The sequence below is a fragment of the Streptomyces sp. UC4497 genome (assembly GCF_054871485.1).
In genome coordinates, this window is the sequence record NZ_JBTYHB010000026.1 from 87734 (window position 1) to 110624 (window position 22891).

The window sequence follows — 22891 nt, forward strand, 5'->3', positions numbered from 1 at the left end:
ACCAATGGGTGGACCGACAGCAAGGGCATGGGTATGGGGCGACGGCGTAAGCGCGGCCGACTGCGGATCACACTCGTGACGGGCCTTGCGATGCTCGTCCTGATCACCGGCGGCGCCGGGTGGCTGTACCTGAAGCTCAACGGCAACATCGACACGTTCGGCTCGGACGGCCTGTCCAGGAACCGCCCCGCCGACACCTCCAAGGGCGAGAACGTGCTGGTGATCGGCACCGACGCGCGCACCGGCGGCAACAGCGATCTCGGCGGCGGCGACAGACACGACATCGGCCGCTCGGACACCGCGTTCCTGCTGCACGTCTACGCCGACCACCGGCACGCCGTCGGCGTCTCCGTCCCCCGCGACACCCTGGTCACGATCCCGCCGTGCAAGCTGCCCGACGGTACATGGAGCGACACCCGCACCGACGTGATGTTCAACGCGGCCTATACGACGGGCCAGACCGCCGAGGGCAACCCGGCCTGCACCCAGAACACCGTCGAGCAGCTCACGGGGCTGCGCGTGGACCACACCGTCGTCGTCGACTTCAAGGGCTTCTCGCAGCTCACCGACGTCGTCGGCGGGGTGAAGGTGTGCCTGCCGAACGACGTCTATCAGAACGACCTCAACCCGAACCGGCCCACGCAGGGCAAGCGCCTCTTCAAGAAGGGCGAGCAGACCGTCTCCGGGCAGCGGGCGCTCGACTACGTCCGCATCCGGCACGGCATCGGCGACGGCTCCGACATCGGCCGCATCCAGCGCCAGCAGTCCTTCGTCTCCAGCCTCATCAAGAAGATCAAGTCCGACGGCTTCACCCCGACCAAGCTGCTGCCGCTCGCCGACGCCGCCACGAAGTCGATGACCGTCGACCCCGGCCTCGGGTCCGCGGACAAGCTCCTCGCGTTCGCGATGTCCCTGAAGAACGTCGACCTGCACAACACCAAGTTCGTCACCATCCCCTGGAAGTACGAGGGTGATCGCGTCGCCGTCGTGCACCCGGACGCCGACGCGCTGTGGGCGGCGCTCAAGGAGGACCGCACGCTCGACGGCAAGGACGCGAGCGGGAAGAAGGGCCGCGCCAAGGCCGGGGCCTCCCCCGGCGCGAGCGCCACCGACTCCGGTAAGGGCGACTCCGGGGAGATCTCCGGCCAGGGCGACTCCAGGGAGATCTCAGGCGAGGGCGTCTCCGTCAGCGTCTACAACGGCACCGCCACCCCCGGCCTCGCCGCCGACGCCGCCGCGGCGCTCACCGGCCACGGCTTCACCGTGCCCGCGACGGGCAACGCCGCCGACCGGGCCCGGTCCACCACGACCATCACCTACGGCCCCGGCGAGAAGGCCCACGCCTCCGCCGTCGCCCGGCTCTTCCCCGACGCCGAACTGACCGCGGGCACGGCGCCCGGCATCGGCGTGGTCCTCGGCGCGGACTACCGGCCGGGCAGCGCGGCCTCGCCGACGCCGACCCCGACGACGGTGCCGTCCGGCGTGGCCGACACCGCGCGCTCGGCCGACCAGGACATCTGCTCGCACCTGTCGTACGGGTGACGGGCCGGGCTGTGGCCTACGGGTGACGGGTCCGACTGAGGCCTACGGGTGACGGGTCCTCCCGCCCGGGGCGGCCTTTACCGGAGGTCCGCCCAACTCCCCCGCCGCCGCAGCAGGACCAGCGCGAGCGCGTACGCCACGAGGATCGCCGCGAGCAGCGGATAGTAGAGCGGCGGCAGGCCCGAGACGCCGAGCCAGGGGCCGAGCGGGGTCAGCGGCAGCAGGATGCCGACGGCCGCGAGACCCGTCGCCGCCCAGCGCACGGGGCCCGGGGTGCGGCCCTCGGCGGTGCGGCGGCCGGTGCGCAGCAACAGCATCACGAGGGCCTGGGTCAGCAGGTTCTCGGTGAACCAGCCCGCGTGGAAGCCCTGTTGGTCGCCCGGCCCGAGGGAGCCGGGCAGGCACAGGGCGAGCGCGCCGAAGGTCGCGAGGTCGGCGAGCGCGCCCAGCGCCCCGAATCCGGTGATGAAGCGCAGGAAGGGCCGGGGCCGCAGCACGGTGGGGCGGCGCAGCGCGGCGGTCCTGGGCCGGTCGAAGGCTAGCGCGAGCTGGGCCGCGTCGAAGCACAGGTTCTGGACGAGGACCTGCGGCGGAAGCATCGGCAGGAACGGCAGCAGCAGCCCCGCCGCGAGCATCGCGATCACGTTGCCCAGGTTGGAGGAGAGCGTGATCCGCAGGTACGAGGCGATGTTGGCGCTGGAGTGCCGGCCGGCCACGACGGCGTGTTCGAGCGCGGTGAGGTCCTTGTCGGCGAGCACCACGTGCGCGCTCTCGCGGGCCACGTCGACGCCTCCGGCGGGGCAGACGCCGACGTCGGCGGCGCGCAGGGCGGGCAGGTCGTTGACGCCGTCGCCGAGGAATCCGGCGGTGTGGCCGCGGCCGCGCAGGGCGGCGATGACGCGGGCCTTGTGGTCGGGGGTGCAGCGGGCGAACACGGTGGTGCGGGCGGCCAGTTCACCGAGCCGCTCGTCGTCGAGGTGCTCGATGTCGGCTCCGACGACGACCTCGCCGGGCTCGATGCCCACGTCGCGGCAGACGCGGGTGGCGGTGGCCGGGTGGTCGCCGGTGAGCACCTTGACGGTGACGCCGCGCTCGCCGAGGGCGTGGACGGCGTCGTGCGCGGTCTCGGCCGGGGCGTCGTGGAAGGCGACGAAGCCCTGGAAGGTCAGGCCGCGTTCGTCGGCCGGGGTGTAGCCGCGGGTGCGGGCGGTGCGGTGTGCGGTGGCCACGGCCAGCAGGCGCACGCCGTCGGCCGCGAGTTCCCCGGCGCGCTTGCGCAGCGCGGCCCGTTCGTCCTCCTCGACGGCGCAGCGCTCCAGCACCTCCGCCACGGCGCCCTTCACCGCGAGGACGTGCACGCCCAGGGTGCCGGGTTCCTTGACGACGGCGGTGGCCAGGCGGCGTACCGGGTCGAAGGGCAGCGCGTCGACCCCGTCGTACGCGTCCCAGTCCTCGGGCCCGGTGGCCGCGAGCAGCGCCTCGTCGAGCGGGTCGGGGTCGGTGAGTTCGGCGGTCTGCAGCGTCCACCAGGCCGAGGCGCCCGCCCAGTGCAGGGCCTCCGGGTCGGTGCGCTCCGGGTCGACGGCGGGCTGGTCGCGGGTGAGGGTGCCGGTCTTGTCGACGCACAGCACGTCGACGGCGCCGAGGTCGTGCAGGGCGGGCAGGCGGCGGACGATGACGCCGTGCGAGCGGGCGAGGAGGGAGGCGCCGCGGGCCAGGCAGATGGTGACGATGACCGGCAGCATCTCCGGGGTGAGGCCGACCGCGACGGCCACCGCGAACGGCAGGGTCTCAAGTCCCCGGCCGCGTACCGCCGCGTTCGCCATCAGGACCAGCGGCGGGGTCAGCAGCATGAAGCGGATCAGCACCCAGGAGATGCCGTGCACGCTGCGATCGAAGGCGCTCGCGGGACGGTCGCGGCGCGCGCCCTGCACGGCGGCGAACCGGGTGTCGGCGCCGGTGGCGACGACGACCGCGGTGCCGCTGCCGGAGGCGACGCTGCTGCCCTGGAACACCAGGTGCCCCTCGCCGTCCCCGTCCGGAAGGTCGGCCGGCTCCTTCGGCACGGGCGCGGACTCGCCGGTCAGGGCGGCCTGGTGCACGGTGAGGCCGCGCGCCTTCAACAGGCGTACGTCGGCGGGCACGAGCGCGCCGGGGGCGAGGCGCACCACGTCGCCGGGCACGATGTCGTCGACCGGTATTTCGCGCACCCGTGGCTCGTCGCCGGGGCCCTCCCTGCGCTGCACGCTCGCGGTGCCCGCGACGAGTTCGCGCAGTCCGGCGCCGGCCCGGTCGGCCCGGTACTCGCCGTGGGTGCGCAGCACGCTGCTGACGATCACCAGGGCGAGGATGACGCAGGCCGTGCCCCAGGAGGCGACGAGCGCGGAGACGAGTCCGAGGCAGAACAGCACGGTGGTGAAGGGGTCGCGCAGGCTGCGCCACATCCGCAGCGGCCACGAGGGCTGCCGGGCGGTGGGCAGCGTGTTGCCGCCGTACCGGGCCAGGCGCTGTTCGGCCTCGGCCGTGGTCAGCCCGCGCGGGCTGGTGTCCAGGGCGCGCAGCGTCTGCAGCGCGGTCGGTCCTTCGGGGGCGGTACGCGGCTGCGGCAGCGATCCGAGGGCGTCGGTCCGCTCGGCCGGTTCGGGAACGGCCACGGGCCGGCCTTCAGGCCCCCGCGCCACGCAGGCGGCGCACCGGCGCCTTCGCCTGCTCGGCGCGCTCGGCGAGCTGGCCGATCATGAGGTGGACCACGCTCACGACCTCGGGATCGTCGACGTAGTACACCTGCCGCCGGCCCTCGCGCCGGGACCGTACGAGGCCGGCGAGCTTCAGCTTGGTCAGGTGCTGGCTGACGGCGGGCAGCGCGCCGCCCACCCGCTCGGCGAGCCCGCTCACGTCGCTCTCGCCCTGCGCCAGGGCCCACACCATGTGCAGCCGCACCGGCGACGCGAGCAGGGCGAACGCCTCGGCCGCCTCGGCGAGCACGTCAGCCGACGGATCCTCGAACCGCCCGGCCTCTGCCACCACTGCCCACTCCCGTCCCGCTCCCGGTATCCGTACGGGGGCAAGTCTAGGCGGGGTTCAGATGGCTCCGAGGTCGACCGTCAGCTCGAAGGGCGCGGTGGCCTTGACCGTGCCGGTGAACACGTCGCCGTCCCGGTAGGCCTTGCTCGCGGGATCCAGCACATAGGTGTAGACGATCGGGAGGCCGGTGACGGCCTGTTCGATGCGCCAGTAGAACGGGATCCCGGCCTTGGCGTACTGGTCGACCTTGACGATCCTGTCGGTGGTCTCCGAGCCGGGCGAGACGACTTCGACGACGAGGAGTACGTGTTCGGGTCGGGTGGGGGTGACATCGATGGTGTCGGCCCGGTACACGGTGACGTCGGGTCGCCGGTTGGTGAGGGGGACGTCCTGGAGGCGCACGTCGAAGTCGGTGTCGGCGTTCCAGTCCGCGCCCGCGGCGGCGTCCAGGGCGTTGGCCAGGATGCGGGCCAGCCGGTTGTGGCGCTTGGACGCGCTGGGGCTGGCGGAGAGCGTGCCGTCCACGATCTCGATGCCGACGCACTGCTCGTCGGTCCAGGAGTCGTACTGCTCCGCGCTGATCGGCGTGTGCGGCAAGTCCGGAGCTTCGCGTCCCACGCGGCCAGCCTACTGTTCCGCGCCCTCCCACGTCTCCGGTCGCCACAGCCCCGCGCGGTTCAGGGACTGGGGGCAGTGGAGGTAGATCTCGTCGATGTGGAGGAGGAGGGCGAGGGTCGGCGGGACGCCCTTGAGCGCCATGTCCGGGAAGAAGGGGGCGTCGGTGAGGATGCGGGCGCGGCCGTTGATGCGCAGGACGTCCTTGGCGCCGGGTATCAGGAACAGCAGGCCCGCGTGCGGGTTCTGCAGGATGTTGTGGAAGCTGTCGCCCCTGCGATTGCCGGGCCGGTCCGGCAGGGCGATCGTGCGGTCGTCGACGACGTGCGCGAAGCCGGGGCCGTCGCCGCGCGGTGACGTGTCGCAGTTGCCGTCCGCGTCGGACGTGGAGACCAGACAGAACGGCGAGCGCGCCAGCAGCCCCCGGTCCTTCTCGGTGAGTTCCCCGTGCACCTTCTCGATCACGATGGGCCACGGCTCACCGAGGATCTCGCGCAGCTGCTCCGGGGAGCGCAACTCCTCGTAGGTGTCCGTGACATGCGGGACGTGCGACAAGCCGACTCCTGGGTCCGGGGGTGGTTGATTCCCGCACCTTATACGACGTTAAGTAAGGGTCGCCTTACAAGCCCCACGTCACAAGCCCCGGTCACACCCGGCTCCCCGCCGCCGTGTCCGACGACAGCCGCTGCGCCACGTAGACGGGGATCACGGACAGCAGCACGAGGACGACGGCCACCACGTTGACCACGGGGGCCTGCTGGGGTCTGGACATGTTGGAGAAGATCCAGATGGGGAGGGTCTGGACGCCCGCGCCCGCCGTGAACGTCGTCACCACGATCTCGTCGAAGGACAGCGCGAACGCGAGCAGTCCGCCCGCCGCGAGCGCCGAGCGCATCAGCGGGAACGTGATGTCGCGGAACGTGCGGAAGGTGTTCGCTCCGAGGTCCATCGCCGCCTCCTCGTACGAGCCGGCCAGGCGGCGCAGTCGGGCCGCCACGTTGTTGAAGACGACCACGACGCAGAACGTGGCGTGGCCGACGATCACCGTGAACAGGCCGAGGCCGATGCCGATCGGTTCGAGGACCGTGCGGAAGGCCGTGTTGAGGGCGACGCCGGTGACGATGCCGGGCAGCGCGATGGGGAGGACCACCGCGAAGGAGATCGCCTCGCGGCCGAAGAAGCGGTAGCGGGCCACCGCGAACGCGACGAGCGTGCCGAGGACGAGGGCGATCGCGGTGGCGCCGATGCCGGCCTTCAGCGAGGTCCACAGCGCGTCCCGCGCGCCCGCGCTGTGCCAGGCGGCGCGCCACCAGTCGAAGGTGAGGCCCGGCGGGGGCCAGCCCGAACTCCGGTCGGGGTTGAGCGAGTTGATGACGACCAGGAGCAGCGGGACGTAGATCACGGCGAAGCCGAGGACGGCGCCGGCGCGGAGCGCGATGCGTGCGGGGCGGGAAAGATGCATGCCTGGCCCCCCTTCAGAGGCTGCTGAGCGCGCCCGTGCGGCGCACCGCCAGCAGGTACAGGACGATGACCACGACCGGCACGGTGCCGAGCGCGGCCGCCAGCGGCAGGTCGAGCGTGATGTTCGCGTAGACGAGGTTGCCGATCAACTGCGTCTTCCCGCCCACGATTTGGACGGCGATGTAGTCGCCGAGACTGAGCGAGAACGTGAAGACGGAGCCCGCCGCGACCGACGGCAGGACGAGCGGGAACAGCACCGTGCGGAAAGTGCGCCAGGCGCGGGCGCCGAGGTCGGCGGAGGCGTCGAGCATGCTGTCGGGGACGCGTTCGAGGCCTGCGTGGATCGGCAGGATCATGTACGGCAGCCAGAGGTAGGTCAGGACGAGCACCGTCGCGACGATTCCGTAGCCGGGGGCAGTGAGACCGAAGGGCTTCAACAGCCAGTCGAGCAGGCCGTCTTGGGCGAGCATGACGCGCCACGCGTACGCCTTGACCAGATAGCTCGCCCACAGGGGCATGAGGATCGCGACCACCAGCAGCGGGCGCCGTCGCGGCTTCGCGACGCGCGCCGTGTAGAAGGCGATCGGGAACGCGATCACGATGCACAGCGCCGTCACGCCGAGCGCAACTCCCACGCTGCGCACGGCCACTTGGCGGTACACGGCGGTCGTGAACAGCGCCTTGAAGTTGTCCAGCGTCCACGTCCGCACGATGTCCGACGTGAACGGGTCCGTGGTCCACAGGGCGGAGAGGAACAGGACCGCGAGCGAGCCGAGGTAGGCCACGACCAGCCAGGTCAGGGGCGCGGCGAGCAGCAGGGACAGGCGGAGCCGGGGGTTGCGGTGCAGCGCCCCGGCGGCCCGCTTCGAGGTCAGTGGCACGTCACCCCTTGATCTCCGTCCACGCCTGGACCCACTTCGCGTACGGCACGCACTTGGTGTCGGTGCGGCCGTCGAGGCACTGCGGGATGGGCGTGGTCCAGAAGTGGACCTGCTTCCAGTACGCGGCGTCGTCGGCGTGATAGGTCGCGCAGTGCTTCGGGTCGGTGGTCTCCTCGCAGGCCTTCGCGTTGGCGGGGGCCTCGCCGAAGTACTCGGCGACCTGCGCGTTCACCTTCGGCGAGACGATCCAGTCGAGCCATTTGTAGGCGCAGTTGGGGTGCTCGGCCTTGGCGGACACCATCCAGGTGTCGGACCAGCCGGTGGAACCCTCCTTCGGGAGGACCGCCTTCACGGGGGCCTTCTCGCCCTGCGCGGTGTTCAGGATGACCTGCCAGCTGGTGCCGACGACGGAGTCGCCGCTCTTGAACGCGGAGACCTCCTTGAGGTAGTCGCTCCAGTACTCGCCGACGTTGGCGTTCTGCTTCTTCAGCAGGGCCACCGCCGCGTCGAACTGCTTCTGGTCGAGCGCGTACGGGTCCTTGATGCCGAGGTCGGGCTCCGTCTTCATCAGGTACAGCGCGGCGTCGGCAATGTAGATCGGCGAGTCGTACGCGGTGACGCGGCCCTTGTGCTGCCCGGCGTCGTCGAAGACGGCCTTCCAGGAGTCCGGCGCGGGCTTCACCTTGTCCGTGCGGTACATGAGGAGGTTGGCGCCGCGGCCGTGCGGAATGCCGTACGCGACCTTCTTGACCGAGTTCCAGGGCTGCATCTTCAACCCCGGGAAAACGTCTTGGTAGTTGGGCACGAGCTTGGTGTTGACCGGGGCGGCGTCACCGGACGCGATCAGGCGCAGCGAGGCGTCGCCGGAGGCGGAGACGGCGTCGTACTGGCCCGTCTTCATCAGGTTGACCATCTCGTCGGAGGTTCCGGCGACCTTCGTGGAGACCTGGCAGCCGGTCTGTTCCTCGAAGGGGTGGACCCAGTCGACCTCGGGGTCGTTGGAGCCGTCCTCGGCGTAGCCGGCCCAGGCGATCAGGTTGACCTTGCCCTCGGTCTTGCCGAGGGACTTCGGGGCGGACATCTTCGGCGGGGTGAAGCCCTGCCCGCCGGGCGCGTTCTTGTCACCGCCGCCGTCGTCGGAGGAGCCACAGGCGGTGGCGAGCAGCAGCCCGCCGAGCGCGGTGGCGGCCATCAGGGTCCGGGTTGCGCGCACGTGAACACTCCCAGGTCGTCGGGGTGACTCAACTTGGCTGGTGCAGAGGGACGTTGTGCCGTCGGTGCCAGCGCAGCAGGACGCGGGCGCCGGGCGGCGCGGGGGCGTCCGCCGTGTCGGCTGCGTCGGCTGCGTCGGCTCCGGTTCCGGTGTTCTGGCGTACGACGACGAAGCGCACGCCCGCGTCGGTGTCGACGACGACGCGGGTGCTGTCCCCCAGGTACACGGCGTCGGCCACGGTGCCGCGCACCTCGCTGTGGTCGGCGCGACCGTGCTCCGCCCCGGCGTCGAGGACCCGGATCTTCTCGGGTCTGACGCCGAACGTCCCGGGGTGCCCCACGAGCAGTTCGGCGGCGGATCCGGTGAGCGTGTTGGAGGTGCCGACGAAGGACGCGACGAAGGCGGAGGCCGGGCGCTCGTACAACTCCCTTGGTGTGCCGACCTGTTCGACGCGTCCCGCGTTCATGACGGCGACGCGGTCGCTGAGGGCGAGGGCCTCGGCCTGGTCGTGCGTGACGAGGACGAAGGTGATGCCGACCTCACGCTGGAGCTCCTTCAGCTCGATCTGCATCTGTTCGCGCAGCTTGAGGTCGAGGGCGCCGAGGGGCTCGTCGAGCAGCAGGACGCGGGGGCGCACCACCAACGCCCGTGCCAGGGCGACGCGTTGGCGCTGGCCGCCGGAGAGCTGTCCAGGCCTCCGCCCGCCGAAGTCCTCCAGTCGCACGGACGCGAGGGCGGCGCGGACCCGCTCGGCCTGCTCCCGGCGGGGGACGCCGCGCACCTTCAGGCCGTAGGCGACGTTCTGCCCGACGTTCATGTGCGGGAACAGGGCGTAGTCCTGGAAGACGGTGGTGACGTCCCGCTCGAAGGGGGCGCGCCGGGTCACGTCCTCGCCCGCGAGGTGGACCGCCCCGCCGGAGGGGGTCTCGAAACCGGCCACGAGCCGCAGCACGGTCGTCTTGCCGGACCCGGAGGGCCCGAGCAGCGAGAAGAACTCGCCCTCGGCGACGTCGAGTTCGATGCCGTCGACGGCCCGCACCTCGCCGAACGACTTGCGCAGCTCCCGCAGCCCGATGGCTGCGCTCTCCTTGGCGGTGGCCATAGTCGTAGATCATGCACACTTCAATGACGGCCACAAGGGTGCGGGTAACCTGCCGATCATGTTTGTACTGGAATTGACGTACACGGCCCCCATCGAGCGCATCGATGCCCTTCTTCCGGCACATGTCACCTGGCTCGACGAGCAGTACGCCGCGGGGGTCTTCCTCGCGTCCGGACGAAAGGAGCCGCGCGACGGCGGGGTCATCCTGGCCGCCGGCGAGGACCGCGCGGCGATCGAGGAGCTGACGGCGACCGACCCGTTCGCGGCCGACGGCGTGTGCGCGTACCGCATCACCGAGTTCCGGGCGACGAAGACGGCACCCGAGCTGGAACGGTTCCGGCAGCCGCTGAACTGAGTGCCGCGCCTCCCCCGCCCCGGAAGGTGCTGACGGTCACACCCGCACCACGGTTGAATCCGGTGACAGAGGTCACTCGAATTTCGACCGGCTTCAGGCGCACGGATTCCCTCATTCCGCCGTCTATTCATATGAGGCCGTGCAGTGGTCCCACCGTCCAGCCGTCACAAGGGAGCAGGCGTTGTCCGTCATCGAGCAAGCCGTCGAGGCCCGTCTCGTCGCCGCCGCGCCGCGCATGGCGCACATTCCGGCGACTCTGCGTTACGACGTGCGCGATCCGTTCGCCGTGCGCATGTCCTTCCCGGCCCCGGCCACTCTCGAAGGCGTCGCCGTGAGCTGGACCTTCGCCCGTGAGCTGCTCGCCCATGGGGTGAGCTCTCCGGCGGGTGCGGGCGACGTGCGGGTGAAGCCGTACGGGTACGACCGCACGGTCCTGGAGTTCCACGCGACGGAGGGGACGGCGATCGTGCACATCCGCACCGGCGAGCTGCGCCACTTCCTGGCGGAGACGACGGAGCTGGTGCCGGTCGGCGAGGAGGCGTCGCACGTGGACGTGGACGCCGACCTGGAGGAGCTGCTGCGGGACGCCTGCTGAATTAATTCCTTTGACGGCCCCTACAGGGGGCTCTACCTTGGTTGACGGTTCTGTTGCCGTCGATAGGAGAAGGACGTTGCTCCACTGAGGTCCTGAGACACCGCGCAAGTGACGCCGTCGCGTCATGTCGTCGTGTGTGTGTGCGACCTCGGTACCCCGAGCCGTCCTCCCCGCCGGAACAGGCCCTTTTTTGTGGCCCTCGCCCCCGCGGTGTCTCGAACGCGTTGCATCCCACCCGTTCACACCGAGCAACCGCGAGGCCACCTCATGTCACATCCCCAGAACCACTCGGGCTCCGCTCCCGCCTCCGTCGCCTGCACCGCCCTCGACTTCGCCTGGCCCGACGGCACCGGCGTCTTCGACGACCTCCAGGTCTCCTTCGGCCCCGGCCGCACCGGGCTCATCGGACTCAACGGGTCGGGGAAATCAACCCTGTTGAAGCTGATCGCCGGTGAGCTGACCCCGGCCGAGGGCACCGTGCGGGTGTCCGGCGAGGTCGGTTACCTGCCGCAGAACGTCACCCTCGACACGGCGCTCCGCGTCGACCAGGCGCTCGGCATCGCCGGCACTCGCGCCGCCCTGCACGCCATCGAGGCCGGCGACGTGCGCGAGGAGCACTTCACCGCGGTCGGCGACGACTGGGACGTCGAGGAGCGGGCGGCGGCCATGCTCGGCGAGCTCGGTCTCGGCCACATCGACCTGGACCGCACGATCGGCGAGGTCTCCGGCGGCGAGTCCGTGCTGCTGCGGCTCGCCGCGCTGCTCCTGCGCCGACCGGACGTACTGCTGCTCGACGAGCCCACCAACAACCTCGACCTGCGCGCCAGGCAGCGCCTTTACGCCACCGTGGAGGCCTGGTCCGGGGTCATGATCGTGGTCAGCCACGACCGTGAACTCCTCGGCCGCGTCGACCAGATCGCCGATCTGCGCGACGGCGAGGTCACCTGGTACGGCGGGAACTTCTCCGCGTACGAGGAGGTGCTCGCCGCCGAGCAGGAGGCGGCGGAGCGGATGGTGCGGGTCGCCGAGTCCGACCTTAAGAAGCAGAAGCACGAACTGACCGAGGCCCACGTCAAGTTGGCCAGGCGCAAGCGGTACGGACAAAAGATGTACGACATCAAACGCGAACCGAGGGCGGTGATGAAGCTGCGCAAACGGTCGGCCCAGGTCTCCGCGGGCAAGCACCGCATCCTGCACGAGGAGAAGCTCGCCGAGGCGAAGGAGCGGCTCGACGAGGCCGTGGAGGCGGTGCGCGACGACGACGAGATCCGCGTCGACCTGCCGTACACGGCCGTGCCGCCGGGCCGCTCCGTACTCACCCTGCGCGAGCTCCAACTCCCTTACGGGGCAAGGGTGGAAGGCGAGTGGGAGCTGCGCGGTCCCGAACGCATCGCGCTCGTCGGGCGCAACGGCGCGGGCAAGACGACGCTCCTGCGCACCATCGCGGGCGAGCTCGAACCGGTCGCGGGCGAGACCCTCGCGCACGTGCCCCTGCGGTTCCTGCCGCAGCGACTCGACGTGCTCGACGAGGAGCTGAGCGTCGCCGAGAACGTGGCACGGTTCGCGCCGGACGCCACGAACAACCGGGTGCGGGCGCGGCTCGCCCGCTTCCTGTTCAAGGGGGCCAAGGCCGACCAGCCGGCGGCGACCCTGTCGGGCGGCGAACGCTTCCGTGCGGCGCTCGCCGCGCTGATGCTCGCCGAGCCCGCGCCGCAGCTGCTGATGCTGGACGAGCCGACGAACAACCTGGACATCGGATCCGTGCGCCAGCTGACCTCGGCCCTGGAGTCGTACGAGGGCGCGCTCGTCGTGGCCAGCCACGACCTGCCGTTCCTGGAGTCGATCGGCGTGACGCGGTGGCTGCTGATGGACGGGACGCTGCGGGACACGACGCTGGAGGAGGTGCGGGCCGTGTAACGCAGAACCGCGGGATATCCGACAAAAGGTGTCGGGTATCCCGCCTAGCGTCGCCTCTATGAACTACCTGCGCATCGTCGGCGCCCGCGAGAACAACCTCCAGGACGTCACCCTGGACATCCCCAAGGAGCGGCTCACCGTCTTCACCGGGGTGTCCGGCTCGGGCAAGTCGTCCGTCGTCTTCGACACCATCGCCGTGGAGTCGCAGCGGCAGCTGAACGAGACGTACACCTGGTTCGTCCGCAACCGGCTGCCCAAGTACGAGAAGCCGCACGCGGACGCGCTGGAGGAGCTGACGCCCGCGATCGTCGTCGACCAGAAGCCGATCGGCGGGCACTCGCGGTCCACGGTCGGCACGATGACCGACGTGTACTCGGTGATCCGCGTGCTGTTCTCGCGGCACGGGACACCGAGCGCGGGCGGCGCGACCGCGTACTCGTTCAACGACCCGAGCGGGATGTGCCCGGAGTGCGACGGGCTCGGGCGCACCGTGCGACCCGACTACGCGCGCATCCTCGACCCGTCGAAGTCCCTCGCGGGCGGCGCCGTGCTGTTCCCGCCGTTTGCCGTCGGGACCTGGCAGGGGCAGACGTACACGAACACCACCGACCTCGACACCAGCAAGCCCGTACGCGAATTCACCGCCGCCGAGCGGGAGTTCCTGATGCGCGGGCACGGGCGGACCGTGAACGTCGCCAATACCGGCGGGCGCCGCGACATCGACTTCGAGGGGCTCGCCGACCGCTTCGAGCGGCTTTATCTCAACCGGGACCTGTCGACGCTGAGCCAGCGCACCCGCGACCTGGTCGGCCGGTTTCTGACCGAGGGCACCTGCCCGGTCTGCGACGGGGCGCGCCTGAACGCGGCCGCGCTCGCCACCCGCGTCGAGGGCCTGAGCATCGCCGAGTGCACGCGCATGGAGGTCGGCGAGCTGATCCCGGTGCTGCGCCGCATCAAGGGCGCGGTGGCCGGGCCGATCGCCGCGGCCGCCGTCACCGCCCTTGAGCGCATCGAGGCGATCGGCCTCGGCTATCTCAGCCTGGACCGGGAGACGTCGACGCTGTCCGGCGGCGAGGGCCAGCGCCTCAAGACCGTGCGGCACCTGGGCTCCAGCCTGACCGGGATGACGTACATCTTCGACGAGCCGAGCGTGGGCCTGCATCCGCGCGACGTGGGACGCCTGAACGATCTGCTGCTGCGGCTGCGCGACAAGGGGAACACCGTGCTCATCGTCGAGCACGACCCCGATGTCATCGCCGTCGCCGATCACGTCGTCGACATGGGCCCGGCGGGCGGCGCCGACGGCGGGCGCGTGGTCTTTGAGGGCACGCCGGGCGCGCTGCGGCGCGCGGACACGCTCACGGGCCGGTGCCTGCGCCGCACGGGCGGGGTGAAGGAGGACCCGCGCGCGGCGAGCGGCCACGTGACCGTCGAGGGCGCCCGGGTCCACAACCTCAAGGACGTCACCGTGCGGGTGCCGACCGGGGTGCTCACCGCCGTCACCGGGGTCGCCGGGTCCGGAAAGAGCTCCCTGGTGTCGGGGGCGTTCTGCACCGCGCACCCCGAGGCCGTGGTCGTCGACCAGTCGTCGATCGGGATCTCCGGGCGCTCCACCCCGGCGACGTATCTCGGGATCATGGACACCGTACGGAAGGTGTTCGCGCGCGAGACGGGCACGGAGCCGGGCCTGTTCAGCTTCAACTCGGGCGGCGCCTGCGAGCACTGCGAGGGGCGCGGCGTGATCCACAGCGATCTGGCGTTCATGGACCCGGTGACCACGGTGTGCGAGGCGTGCGGTGGGCGCCGCTTCAAGGACGAGGTGCTCGGCCTCACCGTGCGCGGCCGCAGTGTCGCGGACGTGCTCGACATGACGGCCGCGCAGGCCCTCGACTACTTCGCCGACCTCGACGAGAAGGGCGTACGCCGCCGCCTGCAAGCCCTGCACGACGTCGGCCTCACGTATCTCACGCTGGGCCAGCCGCTCAGCACCCTCTCCGGCGGCGAGCGCCAGCGCATCAAGCTGGCGACGCAGCTGCACCGCACCGCGGCGACGTACGTCCTGGACGAGCCGACCACCGGGCTGCACATGGCGGACGTCGACGGGCTCGTGGCGCTGCTCGACCGGCTCGTCGACACGGGGAACACCGTGGTCGTCGTCGAGCACAACCTCGATGTGATCCGGCGGGCCGACTGGATCATCGATCTGGGCCCGGAAGGCGGCCGGCACGGCGGGGAGCTGCTTTTCGAGGGCACGCCGGTCCAACTGCTCGACGCGGAGGGCTCGTTCACGGCGGAGCACCTGCGGCGGGCCGTCGCGGGCGCGGACAGGCCCGGTGAGGGGGAAGTGACGGCCGCGTGACAGGGGATTCCGCGACACGTGTCGCCCTGTGCATGATGTGGGCACCGTCACCCCGTCCGCAGTCATGGAGCCATGGAGTCCGCCGTGCCCAGCAAGAAGGCCCTCGTCCGCCGCCCCGGACCGCGCATCGCGGACGGGCTCGTCACCCACATCGAGCGGACCCCTGTCGACGCCGCGAAGGCGCAGGAGCAGTGGAAGGGGTACGTGGACGCGCTTGAGGCGCACGGCTGGGAGACGTTCCTGGTGGAGCCGGTCGACCTGTGCCCGGACGCGGTGTTCGTCGAGGACGCGGTCGTGGTCTTCCGGAACGTCGCACTGATCACCCGGTCCGGCGCCGAGTCGCGGCGCCCGGAGACACCGGGGGTCGAGGAGGCCGTGGCGCGGCTCGGCTGCTCCGTGAACTGGGTGTGGGAGCCGGGCACCCTGGACGGCGGCGACGTACTGAAGGTCGGTGACACGATCTACGTAGGGCGCGGCGGGCGCACCAACGCGGCGGGCGTGCAGCAGTTGCGCGCCGTCTTCGAGCCGCTCGGCGCGCGCGTGGTCGCCGTTCCCCTCTCCAAGGTGCTGCATCTGAAGACGGCGGTGACCGCGCTGCCGGACGGCACCGTCATCGGGCATCCGCCGCTGGTCGAGCACGCCTCGCTGTTCCCGCGCTTCCTGCCGGTGCCCGAGGAGTCCGGGGCGCATGTGGTGCTGCTCGGCGAGGACCGGCTGCTCATGGCGGAGAGCGCGCCGAAGTCGGCGGAGCGGCTCGCCGACCTCGGGTACGAGCCGGTTCTGGTGGACATTTCCGAGTTCGAGAAGCTGGAGGGCTGTGTGACCTGCCTCTCAGTTCGCCTTCGGGAGCTCCACACGTAACCGCCGTCTTTATGGGGCGCTTAACCTACGGCAACGTAACCTACGACACCGTAGGTACAACCGCTCGCATTATCTCCGTCCCCCAGGAGCCTGTCGTGACCGTCATCTCCCCCCGCCTCGGCTCGTCGACCACATGGACCGACGCCCGCCTGCTCCACGCGCTGGAAGAAGTGGTCGAGCAGGAGCTCAACCGACACCTCAAGGTCGCCAAGGACTGGATGCCGCACGACTACGTGCCGTGGTCCGACGCCCGCAACTTCCCCGGGTTCTTCGAGGACGGCGAGGCCTGGTCCAAGGACCAGTCCAAGGTCACCGAGGTCGGCCGCGTCGCCCTCATCGTCAATCTGCTCACCGAGGACAACCTCCCCAGCTACCACCACGAGATCGCCTCGCTGTTCGGCCGCGACGGCGCGTGGGGCACGTGGGTGCACCGCTGGACGGCCGAGGAGGGCCGGCACGGCATCGTGATGCGCGACTACCTGCTCGCCTCGCGCGCCGTCGACCCGGACCAGCTGGAGTCCTTCCGGATGTCGCACATGAGCGAGGGCTTCGAGTCGGACAACCGGCACTCGATGCTGCACTCGGTCGCCTACGTGTCCTTCCAGGAGCTGGCCACCCGCATCTCGCACCGCAACACCGGCCACCAGTCCGGCGACCCGGTCTGCGACCGCATGCTCTCCCGGATCGCCACGGACGAGAACCTGCACATGGTCTTCTACCGCAACCTCCTCAAGGCCGCGTTCGAGATCGCCCCCGACCTCACGATGCAGGCCGTGCGCGACGTCGTCGTGAACTTCCGGATGCCGGGCCACGGCATCCCCGGCTTCGAGCGCGCGGCGGCGCAGATGGCGATCGGCGAGGTCTACAACCTGCGCATCCACCACGACGACGTGATCCAGCCCGTGCTGCGCTTCCTCAAGGTCATGGAGATCGACGGCCTCGGCCCCGAGGGCATCAAGGCCCAGGAGGAACTGGGCCTGTTCATGAACGGCCTGGACACCGAGGCCTCCAAGTTCGACGAGAAACTGGCGGCCCGCAAGGCGCGCATGGCGGTGCGGGCGGCCGGCGCCTGACCGCGCCCCGCTCGGGTGCCCCGGTCCGGGGCGCCCGTATCGCACCCGGAAGCGTCAGCCGCGCCTCAGCCGCTGCCGTTCCTTCTCCGAGAGGCCGCCCCACACCCCGAAGCGCTCGTCGTGGGTGAGGGCGTACTCGAGGCAGCTCTGCCGGATCGGGCACAGGCCGCAGATCGTCTTGGCCTCGCGGACGGAGCTGCCCGGCTCGGGGAAGAAGAATTCGGCACCGGTCTGGGCGCACAGCGCCTGGTCCTGCCAGGTGGGGCCGGCAGGCGTAAGGGTCGTGTTCGCGTACATGGCGGTCAGTCTGCCGCCCGTCGAAAAACGTTTGATCAACGCTCGTTCAACGGGCGACGATCGGGCACCGCGGGCGCTTCGGGTGCCCGGACGGTCACTGCTGCTCGGGGTCCCCCTTGATCACCGCGAAGCCCGCACCGTACGGATCCTTCAGCTTCGCGATCCGTCCGACGCCGGAGATGCTGACCGGCTCGGAGTGCACCGTGCCCCCCAGCTCCTGCGTGCGGTCCGCCGTCGCGTCCACGTCCGGGACGTGGATGTACGGCGTCCAGTGCGGGCCCGCCCCGGCCTCCGCGGGGTCGCTGTCCAGCTTGGCGAGGCCGCCGAACATCGCGTTCTCGTCCGTGCCCGCCGGGTTGATCGTCGTGTAGCTGCCGCCCGGGAACTCGACGTCGAACGCGCCCCAGTCGAAGACCGAGCCGTAGAACCGCTTCGCGGCGGCCACGTCGGGGGCGTACAGCTCCACCCAGTTCAGCCCGCCGTCGTCCCTGGTGTACTCGAGGCCCTTGTTCTTCCCCGGCTGCCAGATACCGAAGGGGGCGCCCGCCGGGTCGTTGAAGACGGCCATGCGGCCCAGGTCGAAGACGTCCATCGGCTGCAGCAGGGCGCTGCCGCCGGCCTGCTCGACCGCCTTCGCCGTGGCATCCGCGTCCGCGCTCTGGAAGTACACGGTCCAGCCGGGCTCGCCCTGGTCGGCGGTGACGGTCATGGCGCCGCTCACCGTCCTGCCTTCGAGCTGGAACATTCCGTATCCGCCGGCCTCGGGTCCCGCCGACAGGAACGTCCAGCCGAAGAGGCCGCCGTAGAAGGAGATCGCACCGTCCATGTCGGGGGTGCTGAGGTCCAGCCAGTTCGGCGCGCCGTCCACGAATTCCGTAGTGATCATGGGTCTTGCCCTCCTCGTCGAGGGTTTCTTTTCCGGACTGCCGAGTCTTCCACCGGGCACTGACAACCGCCCTCGCACCACGCTGACCTGGGCTGGTTCAGACCAGAGGAACCGAACGCTCCGCCTTCAACGATTGAACGCAAACAAATGGTGGGAGCGCTCCCTGCGCGAACTCTTGACGCCTCCGTCCCCTCTCGCCACAGTAGGGCTCCCCCACACACCCCCCACATTCGAGGAGTGTCCATCGTGATCTCGCGCAGAATATTTCTCGCCTCCGCAGGAGCGGGTCTCGCCACGACGGCCGCAGCACTCACCCTTCCCTCCTGGACCGCGGGCGCCGCACCCGCCACCTGTGAACTGGCCCTGGAGAACAAGTCGTTGAGCGGCACGGTCCGCGCGTACGTCACCGGCCACGAGAACGGAACCGGCAAGTGGGTGCTGCTGCGCTCCGACGGCAGCGTCTACCACCCCGAGGAGCCGAGCGCCCCGCAGACCCCGCTGCCCGTCGACTGCGCCATCCCGCTCGGCGCGGCCGGCTCGGGCCCGAAGGTCGTGACGCTGCCTCAGATGTACGGCGCCCGCGTCTACTTCGTGCGCGACGACGAGCTCGAGTTCTTCGTCAACCCCGGCCCCTCGCTCGTCGAGCCCGCCTTCGCCACGAAGGAGGACCCGAACTACGGCAAGACCTGGGCGTTCGCCGAATTCACCTTCAACTCCGAGCAGTTGTACTCCAACATCAGCTACGTCGACCTGATCACGGCGCTGCCCATCGGGATCAAGCTGGAGGGCGACGCCACGCACACCGTCGCCCCGTTCCCCGACGGCGCCGTCGACAAGATCGCCTCTGATCTCGCCGCACAGGCCGCCAAGGACGGGCAGCCCTGGGACAAGCTCGCCATCAAGGGCGAGGACGGCAAGGTACTGCGCGTCATATCGCCGCAGAACCTCATGGCGCCGTACTTCGACAAGCCGGACGAGATGCCGTTCCGCGACGTGTGGGACGCCTACGTCGACAAGGTGTGGGAGAAGTACGCCTCGACCGACCTGAAGATCGACCTCCAGGGCGGGCGCGGCGTCTTCACGGGCCGGGTCAGCGGCGACACGCTCACCTTCAACGGCGGTCACACCTTCGCCAAGCCCGCCTCGAAGGACATCTTCACCTGCAACCACGGGCCGTTCGCCAACAACCCGGACGACTCCGACGAGAAGAAGGGCATCCTGTCCCGCCTCGCCGCCGGGTTCAACCGCAGCATCATGCTCACGCACCCCGAGCAGCCCAACGGCCTCACGTCCGCCGACTACTACCAGGACGCCACGACCAACCACTGGTCGCGCATCCTGCACGCCAACTCGCCCATCGGCTACGCCTTCCCGTACGACGACGTGCAGGCCGAGGGACAGCCGGACGTGTCCGGCGCGGCGCACGACGGCAATCCGCGCCGGTTCACGGTGAGCGTGGGGTCGTAACTCCCCCACTCTCCAACTCCCCTGAGGAACAGCGCTACTTGGTGGCGTCCTCGCGGATCAGGTCGGCGGCCCGTTCCGCGAGGGCGACCGTGGGCGCGTGCGTGTGGCCGCGGGTGATGCGCGGCATGACGGAGGCGTCCACGACGCGCAGGCCCTCGGTGCCGCGCACGCGCAGGCGGGGGTCGGTGACCGAGCCCTCGTCGGAGCCCATCCGGCAGGTGCCGACCGGGTGGTAGAGGGTCTCCGCGGTGGCGCGCACCGAGCGGGTGAGCGCCTCGTCGTCGACGACGCCGGGGTAGCCGGCCATCGGTTCGGTGTGGTGCCCGGCGAGGGCGCTGTCGGCGAGCAGTGCCTCGGCGCGGCGCACACCGGCGACGAGCGTGCGCACGTCCTCCTCGTGGGCCAGGTAGTCCGGGTCGATGCGGGGCTGCGCGTCGCGGCCCATCGGGGTGATCCGGCCCTCGCTCTTGGGCTGGAGCAGGACCACGCCGAGGGTGAGGCCGTGCTCGGTCGGCTCCTCAAGCCCGTGGTTCACGAACGGCACCGGGGCGTAGATCAACTCGATGTCGGGCGCGCTGAGTTCGGGCTTGGTGGCGAGGAAGGCGACGGCCTCGCCGACGTTCGAGGTGAGCGGTCCGCGCCCGCCGAGCAGGAACCGGGCGATGTTGGCGGGCGAGTCGGCGCCGGTGAGCGAGATGGGCTTCGCGGCGCGGACGTTCAGCGCGTACATCAGGTGGTCCTGGAGGTGGCGGCCGACGTCGGGTGAGGCGACGAAGGTGTCGATGCCCGCCTCGGCGAGGGTCTCCGGGTCGCCGATGCCCGCCTGTTGGAGGAGCTGCGGCGAGTTGATGGCGCCCGCCGAGAGGATGACCTCGCGGGTGGCGCGCAGAGTACCGACGGAGACCCCGGAGGCGACGACACCGGCGGCGCGGGTGCCGTCGAAGTCGATGCGGGTGACGCGGGCGCCGGTGTAGATGTCGAGGTTGGGGCGGCGCGCGGCGGGCTTGAGGTAGCCGTCGGCGGCGCTCCAGCGGCGACCCTTGTGCTGGTTGAGCGGGGTCAGGGCGAAGCCGGAGTGGTCGGCCTGGTTCAACTCGCCGAGCTCGCGCAGGCCTTGAGCGCGGCAGGCGTCGAGGAACGCGGCCGTGGTCGGGTTCGGGTGGCGCGGCGGCGAGATGTGCAGCGGCCCCGCCGTGCCGTACGCGGAGTCCTCCTGCGCGGCGCCCTGCCAGCGCTCGGCGCGCTGGAAGTAGCGCACGAACTCGTCGTACGACCACGGGGATCCGGCGGCTTCGCCCCAGGCGTCGTAGTCGGCGCGGTGGCCGCGCACCCACATCATGGCGTTGATGGAGGAGGAGCCGCCGAGCGTGTGCCCGCGCGGCCAGTACAACTCCCGGTTGTCCAGGGCGGCTTGCTTGCTCGTCGAGTAGTCCCAGTCGTACGGCGTCTTGAACAGCTTCGGGAACGCGGCCGGGATCCGGATCTCCGTCTTGCGGTCGCGCGGCCCCGATTCGACGAGGGCGACCTTGACGGAGGGGTCCTCGGAGAGCCGCCCGGCCAGGACGCAGCCGGCGGATCCGGCCCCGACGATGACGTAGTCGTACGTACGGTCCTTGCTCAACGCGGCTCCCTCGATGATCAATGCCATGTACAGGTGGCACCGATGCTCTACCTGCCGGTAGGCGCTGTCCAGAGCGGGTTGTGCGGGATGAGCGAGGATCGCGTCACGGGGCGGTCACGTTCCGCAGCGCCACCGAGCGCCGCATCGTCAGCGTGTAGCAGAGGCATGCCACCACCATGCCGACCGGCAGCGCGAGGTCGACGTGGCCGAGGGCGGCGGAGATCGGACCGGTGAAGTAGAGGGTGTTCACGCAGAGCGCGGAGGTCGCCGCGCCCGCCAACAGGGAGAACGCGCCTGCCCAGTTGACGCCTCCGCGGTACCAGAACGGGCTACCGGGCGACTCGTCGGTGAGGGCGGGACCGTCGTAGCGGTTGCGGCGCAGCACGATGTCGGTCGCGTAGACCGCCATGCTCGGGCCGAGCAGGACGACGGTCAGTTGCAGGACGTTGTTGACGGTGTCGAGGAAGTTCGAGACGAGGAGCCCGTACAGGGTCAGCGCGACGGCGGCCGTGCCGTCGAACAGGACGCTGACGGAGCGGCGGATGCGCAGGCCGACGGCCTGGAGCGCGAGGCCCGCGCTGTACGCGGTCAGGGCGTTGATGGCGATGGTGCCGAGGACGAGGGCGAGGAGGAAGGCGGGGGTGAACCACGCGGGCAGGATCTTCTCCAGGGCCGCCTGCGGGTCGGTCATGTCGACGGTCGTGGCGGCGAGCACACCGAGGGCCGAGACACCCACGCCCGGCAGGAAGCCACCGAGCGCGGTCCAGCCGACGATCGCCCGCTTCGGCGTCGTCCGCGGCAGATAGCGGGAGAAGTCCGCGCTGGTGGTGTACGACAGCGGACCCGACGCGATGAGGGTTACACCGGCGAGGACCGTGGCCCACAGGTCGATCCCGGTGAGGTGGTGTTCGGGTACGTAGCCGAAGTCGGCGTGCCGGACGACCACGACGGCCACGACGGCGAAGGCCGCGGCGAGGACGAGTGCGATCGGCAGGTACAGCTTCACGATCAGGGCGTGGCCGTAGACGCTGATGATCAGGGTGAGCGCCGCGATGACCACGATGACGGCGGCCTTCACGCCCGTGTTCACCGGGATCCCGACCTTCGCGACGAGCGAGAACGCGGCGACGGACGCGGCCGCCAGGTTCAGCGCGAAGTAGCAGACGGAGATCACCCAGCCGACGATCGCGTTGTTCACGCGGTTGCCGATGACGCCGAAGAGGGCGCGGGTGATGACCTCACTGGGCGCGCCGGCCGCGGGGCCCGAGACGGAGAGCCAGCCGGTGAGTATCCAGAACAGGTTGCCGACGACCAGCACCGCAAGGGCCTGCCACAGGTTCAGGCCCATCAGGATCAGGGCGCCGCCCACCACCAGGGCCAGGTAGTTGATGCCGCCCGCGGCCCAGACCGAGAACAACTCGCGGGCCCTGCCGCGGCGTTCGGATTCGGGGATGTGGTCGATGCCGTGGGCCTCGATGCGGGTGGCCTCGGCGGCCGGGACCGGTGTGCCCGCGGAAAGAGTGCCTGCGGAAGGTGTGCCAGCGGGTGACGTGTCAGTGGGTGGTGCGTCCATGGGGCCCCTCCAGGGTGCTCGTCTTGTCTGCCGGTCTCGTCCCACCTGC

20 protein-coding genes are annotated in these 22891 nt (G+C 70.6%); 8 read left to right on the plus strand and 12 right to left on the minus strand.

Annotated elements, in window-relative coordinates; translation table 11 throughout:
* Positions 1-33: 33 nt before the first annotated feature.
* Positions 34-1542 (plus strand): LCP family protein, encoded by a 1509-nt coding sequence (locus tag ACYSUO_RS29505; protein ID WP_461779280.1) that lies wholly within the window; start codon positions 34-36, stop codon positions 1540-1542.
* Positions 1543-1619: 77 nt separating this feature from the next.
* Here ACYSUO_RS29505 and mgtA read toward each other — a convergent pair whose 3' ends face one another.
* The 8 genes from mgtA to ACYSUO_RS29545 all read right to left on the minus strand — a co-directional run bounded on the left by mgtA (position 1620) and on the right by ACYSUO_RS29545 (position 9838).
* Positions 1620-4196, minus strand: coding sequence for a magnesium-translocating P-type ATPase (mgtA, locus tag ACYSUO_RS29510; protein WP_461779281.1), 2577 nt, complete (start codon positions 4194-4196; stop codon positions 1620-1622).
* Positions 4197-4206: 10 nt separating this feature from the next.
* Complete coding sequence (locus tag ACYSUO_RS29515; RefSeq protein ID WP_403991729.1) at positions 4207-4566, minus strand: ArsR/SmtB family transcription factor; 360 nt, start codon at positions 4564-4566, stop codon at positions 4207-4209.
* A gap of 57 nt (positions 4567-4623) precedes the next feature.
* Positions 4624-5184, minus strand: a complete 561-nt coding sequence (locus ACYSUO_RS29520) for a Uma2 family endonuclease (protein ID WP_461779282.1) — start codon at positions 5182-5184, stop codon at positions 4624-4626.
* A gap of 9 nt (positions 5185-5193) precedes the next feature.
* Positions 5194-5736 (minus strand): MSMEG_1061 family FMN-dependent PPOX-type flavoprotein, encoded by a 543-nt coding sequence (locus ACYSUO_RS29525; protein ID WP_461779283.1) that lies wholly within the window; start codon positions 5734-5736, stop codon positions 5194-5196.
* Between the two features lie 91 nt (positions 5737-5827).
* Entirely contained in the window at positions 5828-6643 is an 816-nt protein-coding gene (locus tag ACYSUO_RS29530; RefSeq protein WP_426898767.1) for an ABC transporter permease, read from the minus strand.
* Positions 6644-6656: 13 nt separating this feature from the next.
* Positions 6657-7523, minus strand: a complete 867-nt coding sequence (locus ACYSUO_RS29535; RefSeq protein WP_461779284.1) for an ABC transporter permease — start codon at positions 7521-7523, stop codon at positions 6657-6659.
* A gap of 1 nt (position 7524) precedes the next feature.
* Positions 7525-8736 (minus strand): ABC transporter substrate-binding protein, encoded by a 1212-nt coding sequence (locus tag ACYSUO_RS29540; RefSeq protein ID WP_461779285.1) that lies wholly within the window; start codon positions 8734-8736, stop codon positions 7525-7527.
* 28 nt (positions 8737-8764) lie between these two features.
* Positions 8765-9838 (minus strand): ABC transporter ATP-binding protein, encoded by a 1074-nt coding sequence (locus tag ACYSUO_RS29545; protein ID WP_461779286.1) that lies wholly within the window; start codon positions 9836-9838, stop codon positions 8765-8767.
* Between the two features lie 58 nt (positions 9839-9896).
* On the opposite strand from ACYSUO_RS29545, the gene ACYSUO_RS29550 reads away from it, so the two are divergent.
* The 6 genes from ACYSUO_RS29550 to ACYSUO_RS29575 all read left to right on the plus strand — a co-directional run bounded on the left by ACYSUO_RS29550 (position 9897) and on the right by ACYSUO_RS29575 (position 16998).
* Complete coding sequence (locus ACYSUO_RS29550) at positions 9897-10193, plus strand: YciI family protein (RefSeq protein WP_461779287.1); 297 nt, start codon at positions 9897-9899, stop codon at positions 10191-10193.
* Positions 10194-10428: 235 nt separating this feature from the next.
* A complete protein-coding gene (gene ssgD, locus ACYSUO_RS29555) occupies positions 10429-10788 on the plus strand; it encodes a spore wall synthesis regulator SsgD (protein WP_461779309.1) in 360 nt (119 codons plus the stop codon).
* A gap of 267 nt (positions 10789-11055) precedes the next feature.
* The gene (locus tag ACYSUO_RS29560; RefSeq protein ID WP_461779288.1) at positions 11056-12705 is read left to right on the plus strand and encodes an ABC-F family ATP-binding cassette domain-containing protein; all 1650 of its coding nucleotides are present in this window, start codon (positions 11056-11058) and stop codon (positions 12703-12705) included.
* A gap of 58 nt (positions 12706-12763) precedes the next feature.
* The gene (locus tag ACYSUO_RS29565; RefSeq protein ID WP_461779289.1) at positions 12764-15064 is read left to right on the plus strand and encodes an ATP-binding cassette domain-containing protein; all 2301 of its coding nucleotides are present in this window, start codon (positions 12764-12766) and stop codon (positions 15062-15064) included.
* Positions 15065-15148: 84 nt separating this feature from the next.
* Complete coding sequence (gene ddaH / locus ACYSUO_RS29570; RefSeq protein WP_426898778.1) at positions 15149-15925, plus strand: dimethylargininase; 777 nt, start codon at positions 15149-15151, stop codon at positions 15923-15925.
* A 95-nt stretch (positions 15926-16020) separates the two neighbouring features.
* A complete protein-coding gene (locus ACYSUO_RS29575; RefSeq protein ID WP_461779290.1) occupies positions 16021-16998 on the plus strand; it encodes an acyl-ACP desaturase in 978 nt (325 codons plus the stop codon).
* A gap of 54 nt (positions 16999-17052) precedes the next feature.
* Here the strand turns inward: ACYSUO_RS29575 and ACYSUO_RS29580 are convergent, their stop codons facing one another.
* Positions 17053-17295, minus strand: coding sequence for a WhiB family transcriptional regulator (locus ACYSUO_RS29580; protein WP_266715740.1), 243 nt, complete (start codon positions 17293-17295; stop codon positions 17053-17055).
* Positions 17296-17389: 94 nt separating this feature from the next.
* Entirely contained in the window at positions 17390-18181 is a 792-nt protein-coding gene (locus tag ACYSUO_RS29585; protein ID WP_461779291.1) for a VOC family protein, read from the minus strand.
* Positions 18182-18427: 246 nt separating this feature from the next.
* Here ACYSUO_RS29585 and ACYSUO_RS29590 point away from each other — a divergent pair, with 246 nt between their 5' ends.
* On the plus strand, positions 18428-19648 hold the full coding sequence (locus ACYSUO_RS29590) for a glycoside hydrolase family 64 protein (protein ID WP_461779292.1): 1221 nt from the start codon (positions 18428-18430) through the stop codon (positions 19646-19648).
* Between the two features lie 34 nt (positions 19649-19682).
* Here ACYSUO_RS29590 and ACYSUO_RS29595 read toward each other — a convergent pair whose 3' ends face one another.
* Positions 19683-21296: a GMC family oxidoreductase gene (locus ACYSUO_RS29595; RefSeq protein ID WP_461779293.1), complete on the minus strand. Its 1614-nt coding sequence runs from the start codon at positions 21294-21296 to the stop codon at positions 19683-19685.
* Positions 21297-21372: 76 nt separating this feature from the next.
* A complete protein-coding gene (locus ACYSUO_RS29600; protein ID WP_461779294.1) occupies positions 21373-22842 on the minus strand; it encodes a purine-cytosine permease family protein in 1470 nt (489 codons plus the stop codon).
* Positions 22843-22891 lie beyond the last annotated feature (49 nt).

Coding starts and splice junctions, on each gene's coding strand:
- ssgD (WP_461779309.1), top strand. CDS start 10,429: ATGGCGCACATTCCGGCGACTCTGCGTTACGACGTGCGCGATCCGTTC.
- ACYSUO_RS29580 (WP_266715740.1), bottom strand. CDS start 17,295: ATGTACGCGAACACGACCCTTACGCCTGCCGGCCCCACCTGGCAGGAC.
- ACYSUO_RS29600 (WP_461779294.1), bottom strand. CDS start 22,842: ATGGACGCACCACCCACTGACACGTCACCCGCTGGCACACCTTCCGCA.
- ACYSUO_RS29585 (WP_461779291.1), bottom strand. CDS start 18,181: ATGATCACTACGGAATTCGTGGACGGCGCGCCGAACTGGCTGGACCTC.
- ACYSUO_RS29560 (WP_461779288.1), top strand. CDS start 11,056: ATGTCACATCCCCAGAACCACTCGGGCTCCGCTCCCGCCTCCGTCGCC.
- ACYSUO_RS29545 (WP_461779286.1), bottom strand. CDS start 9,838: ATGGCCACCGCCAAGGAGAGCGCAGCCATCGGGCTGCGGGAGCTGCGC.
- ACYSUO_RS29505 (WP_461779280.1), top strand. CDS start 34: ATGGGGCGACGGCGTAAGCGCGGCCGACTGCGGATCACACTCGTGACG.
- ACYSUO_RS29565 (WP_461779289.1), top strand. CDS start 12,764: ATGAACTACCTGCGCATCGTCGGCGCCCGCGAGAACAACCTCCAGGAC.
- ACYSUO_RS29595 (WP_461779293.1), bottom strand. CDS start 21,296: ATGGCATTGATCATCGAGGGAGCCGCGTTGAGCAAGGACCGTACGTAC.
- ACYSUO_RS29530 (WP_426898767.1), bottom strand. CDS start 6,643: ATGCATCTTTCCCGCCCCGCACGCATCGCGCTCCGCGCCGGCGCCGTC.
- ACYSUO_RS29550 (WP_461779287.1), top strand. CDS start 9,897: ATGTTTGTACTGGAATTGACGTACACGGCCCCCATCGAGCGCATCGAT.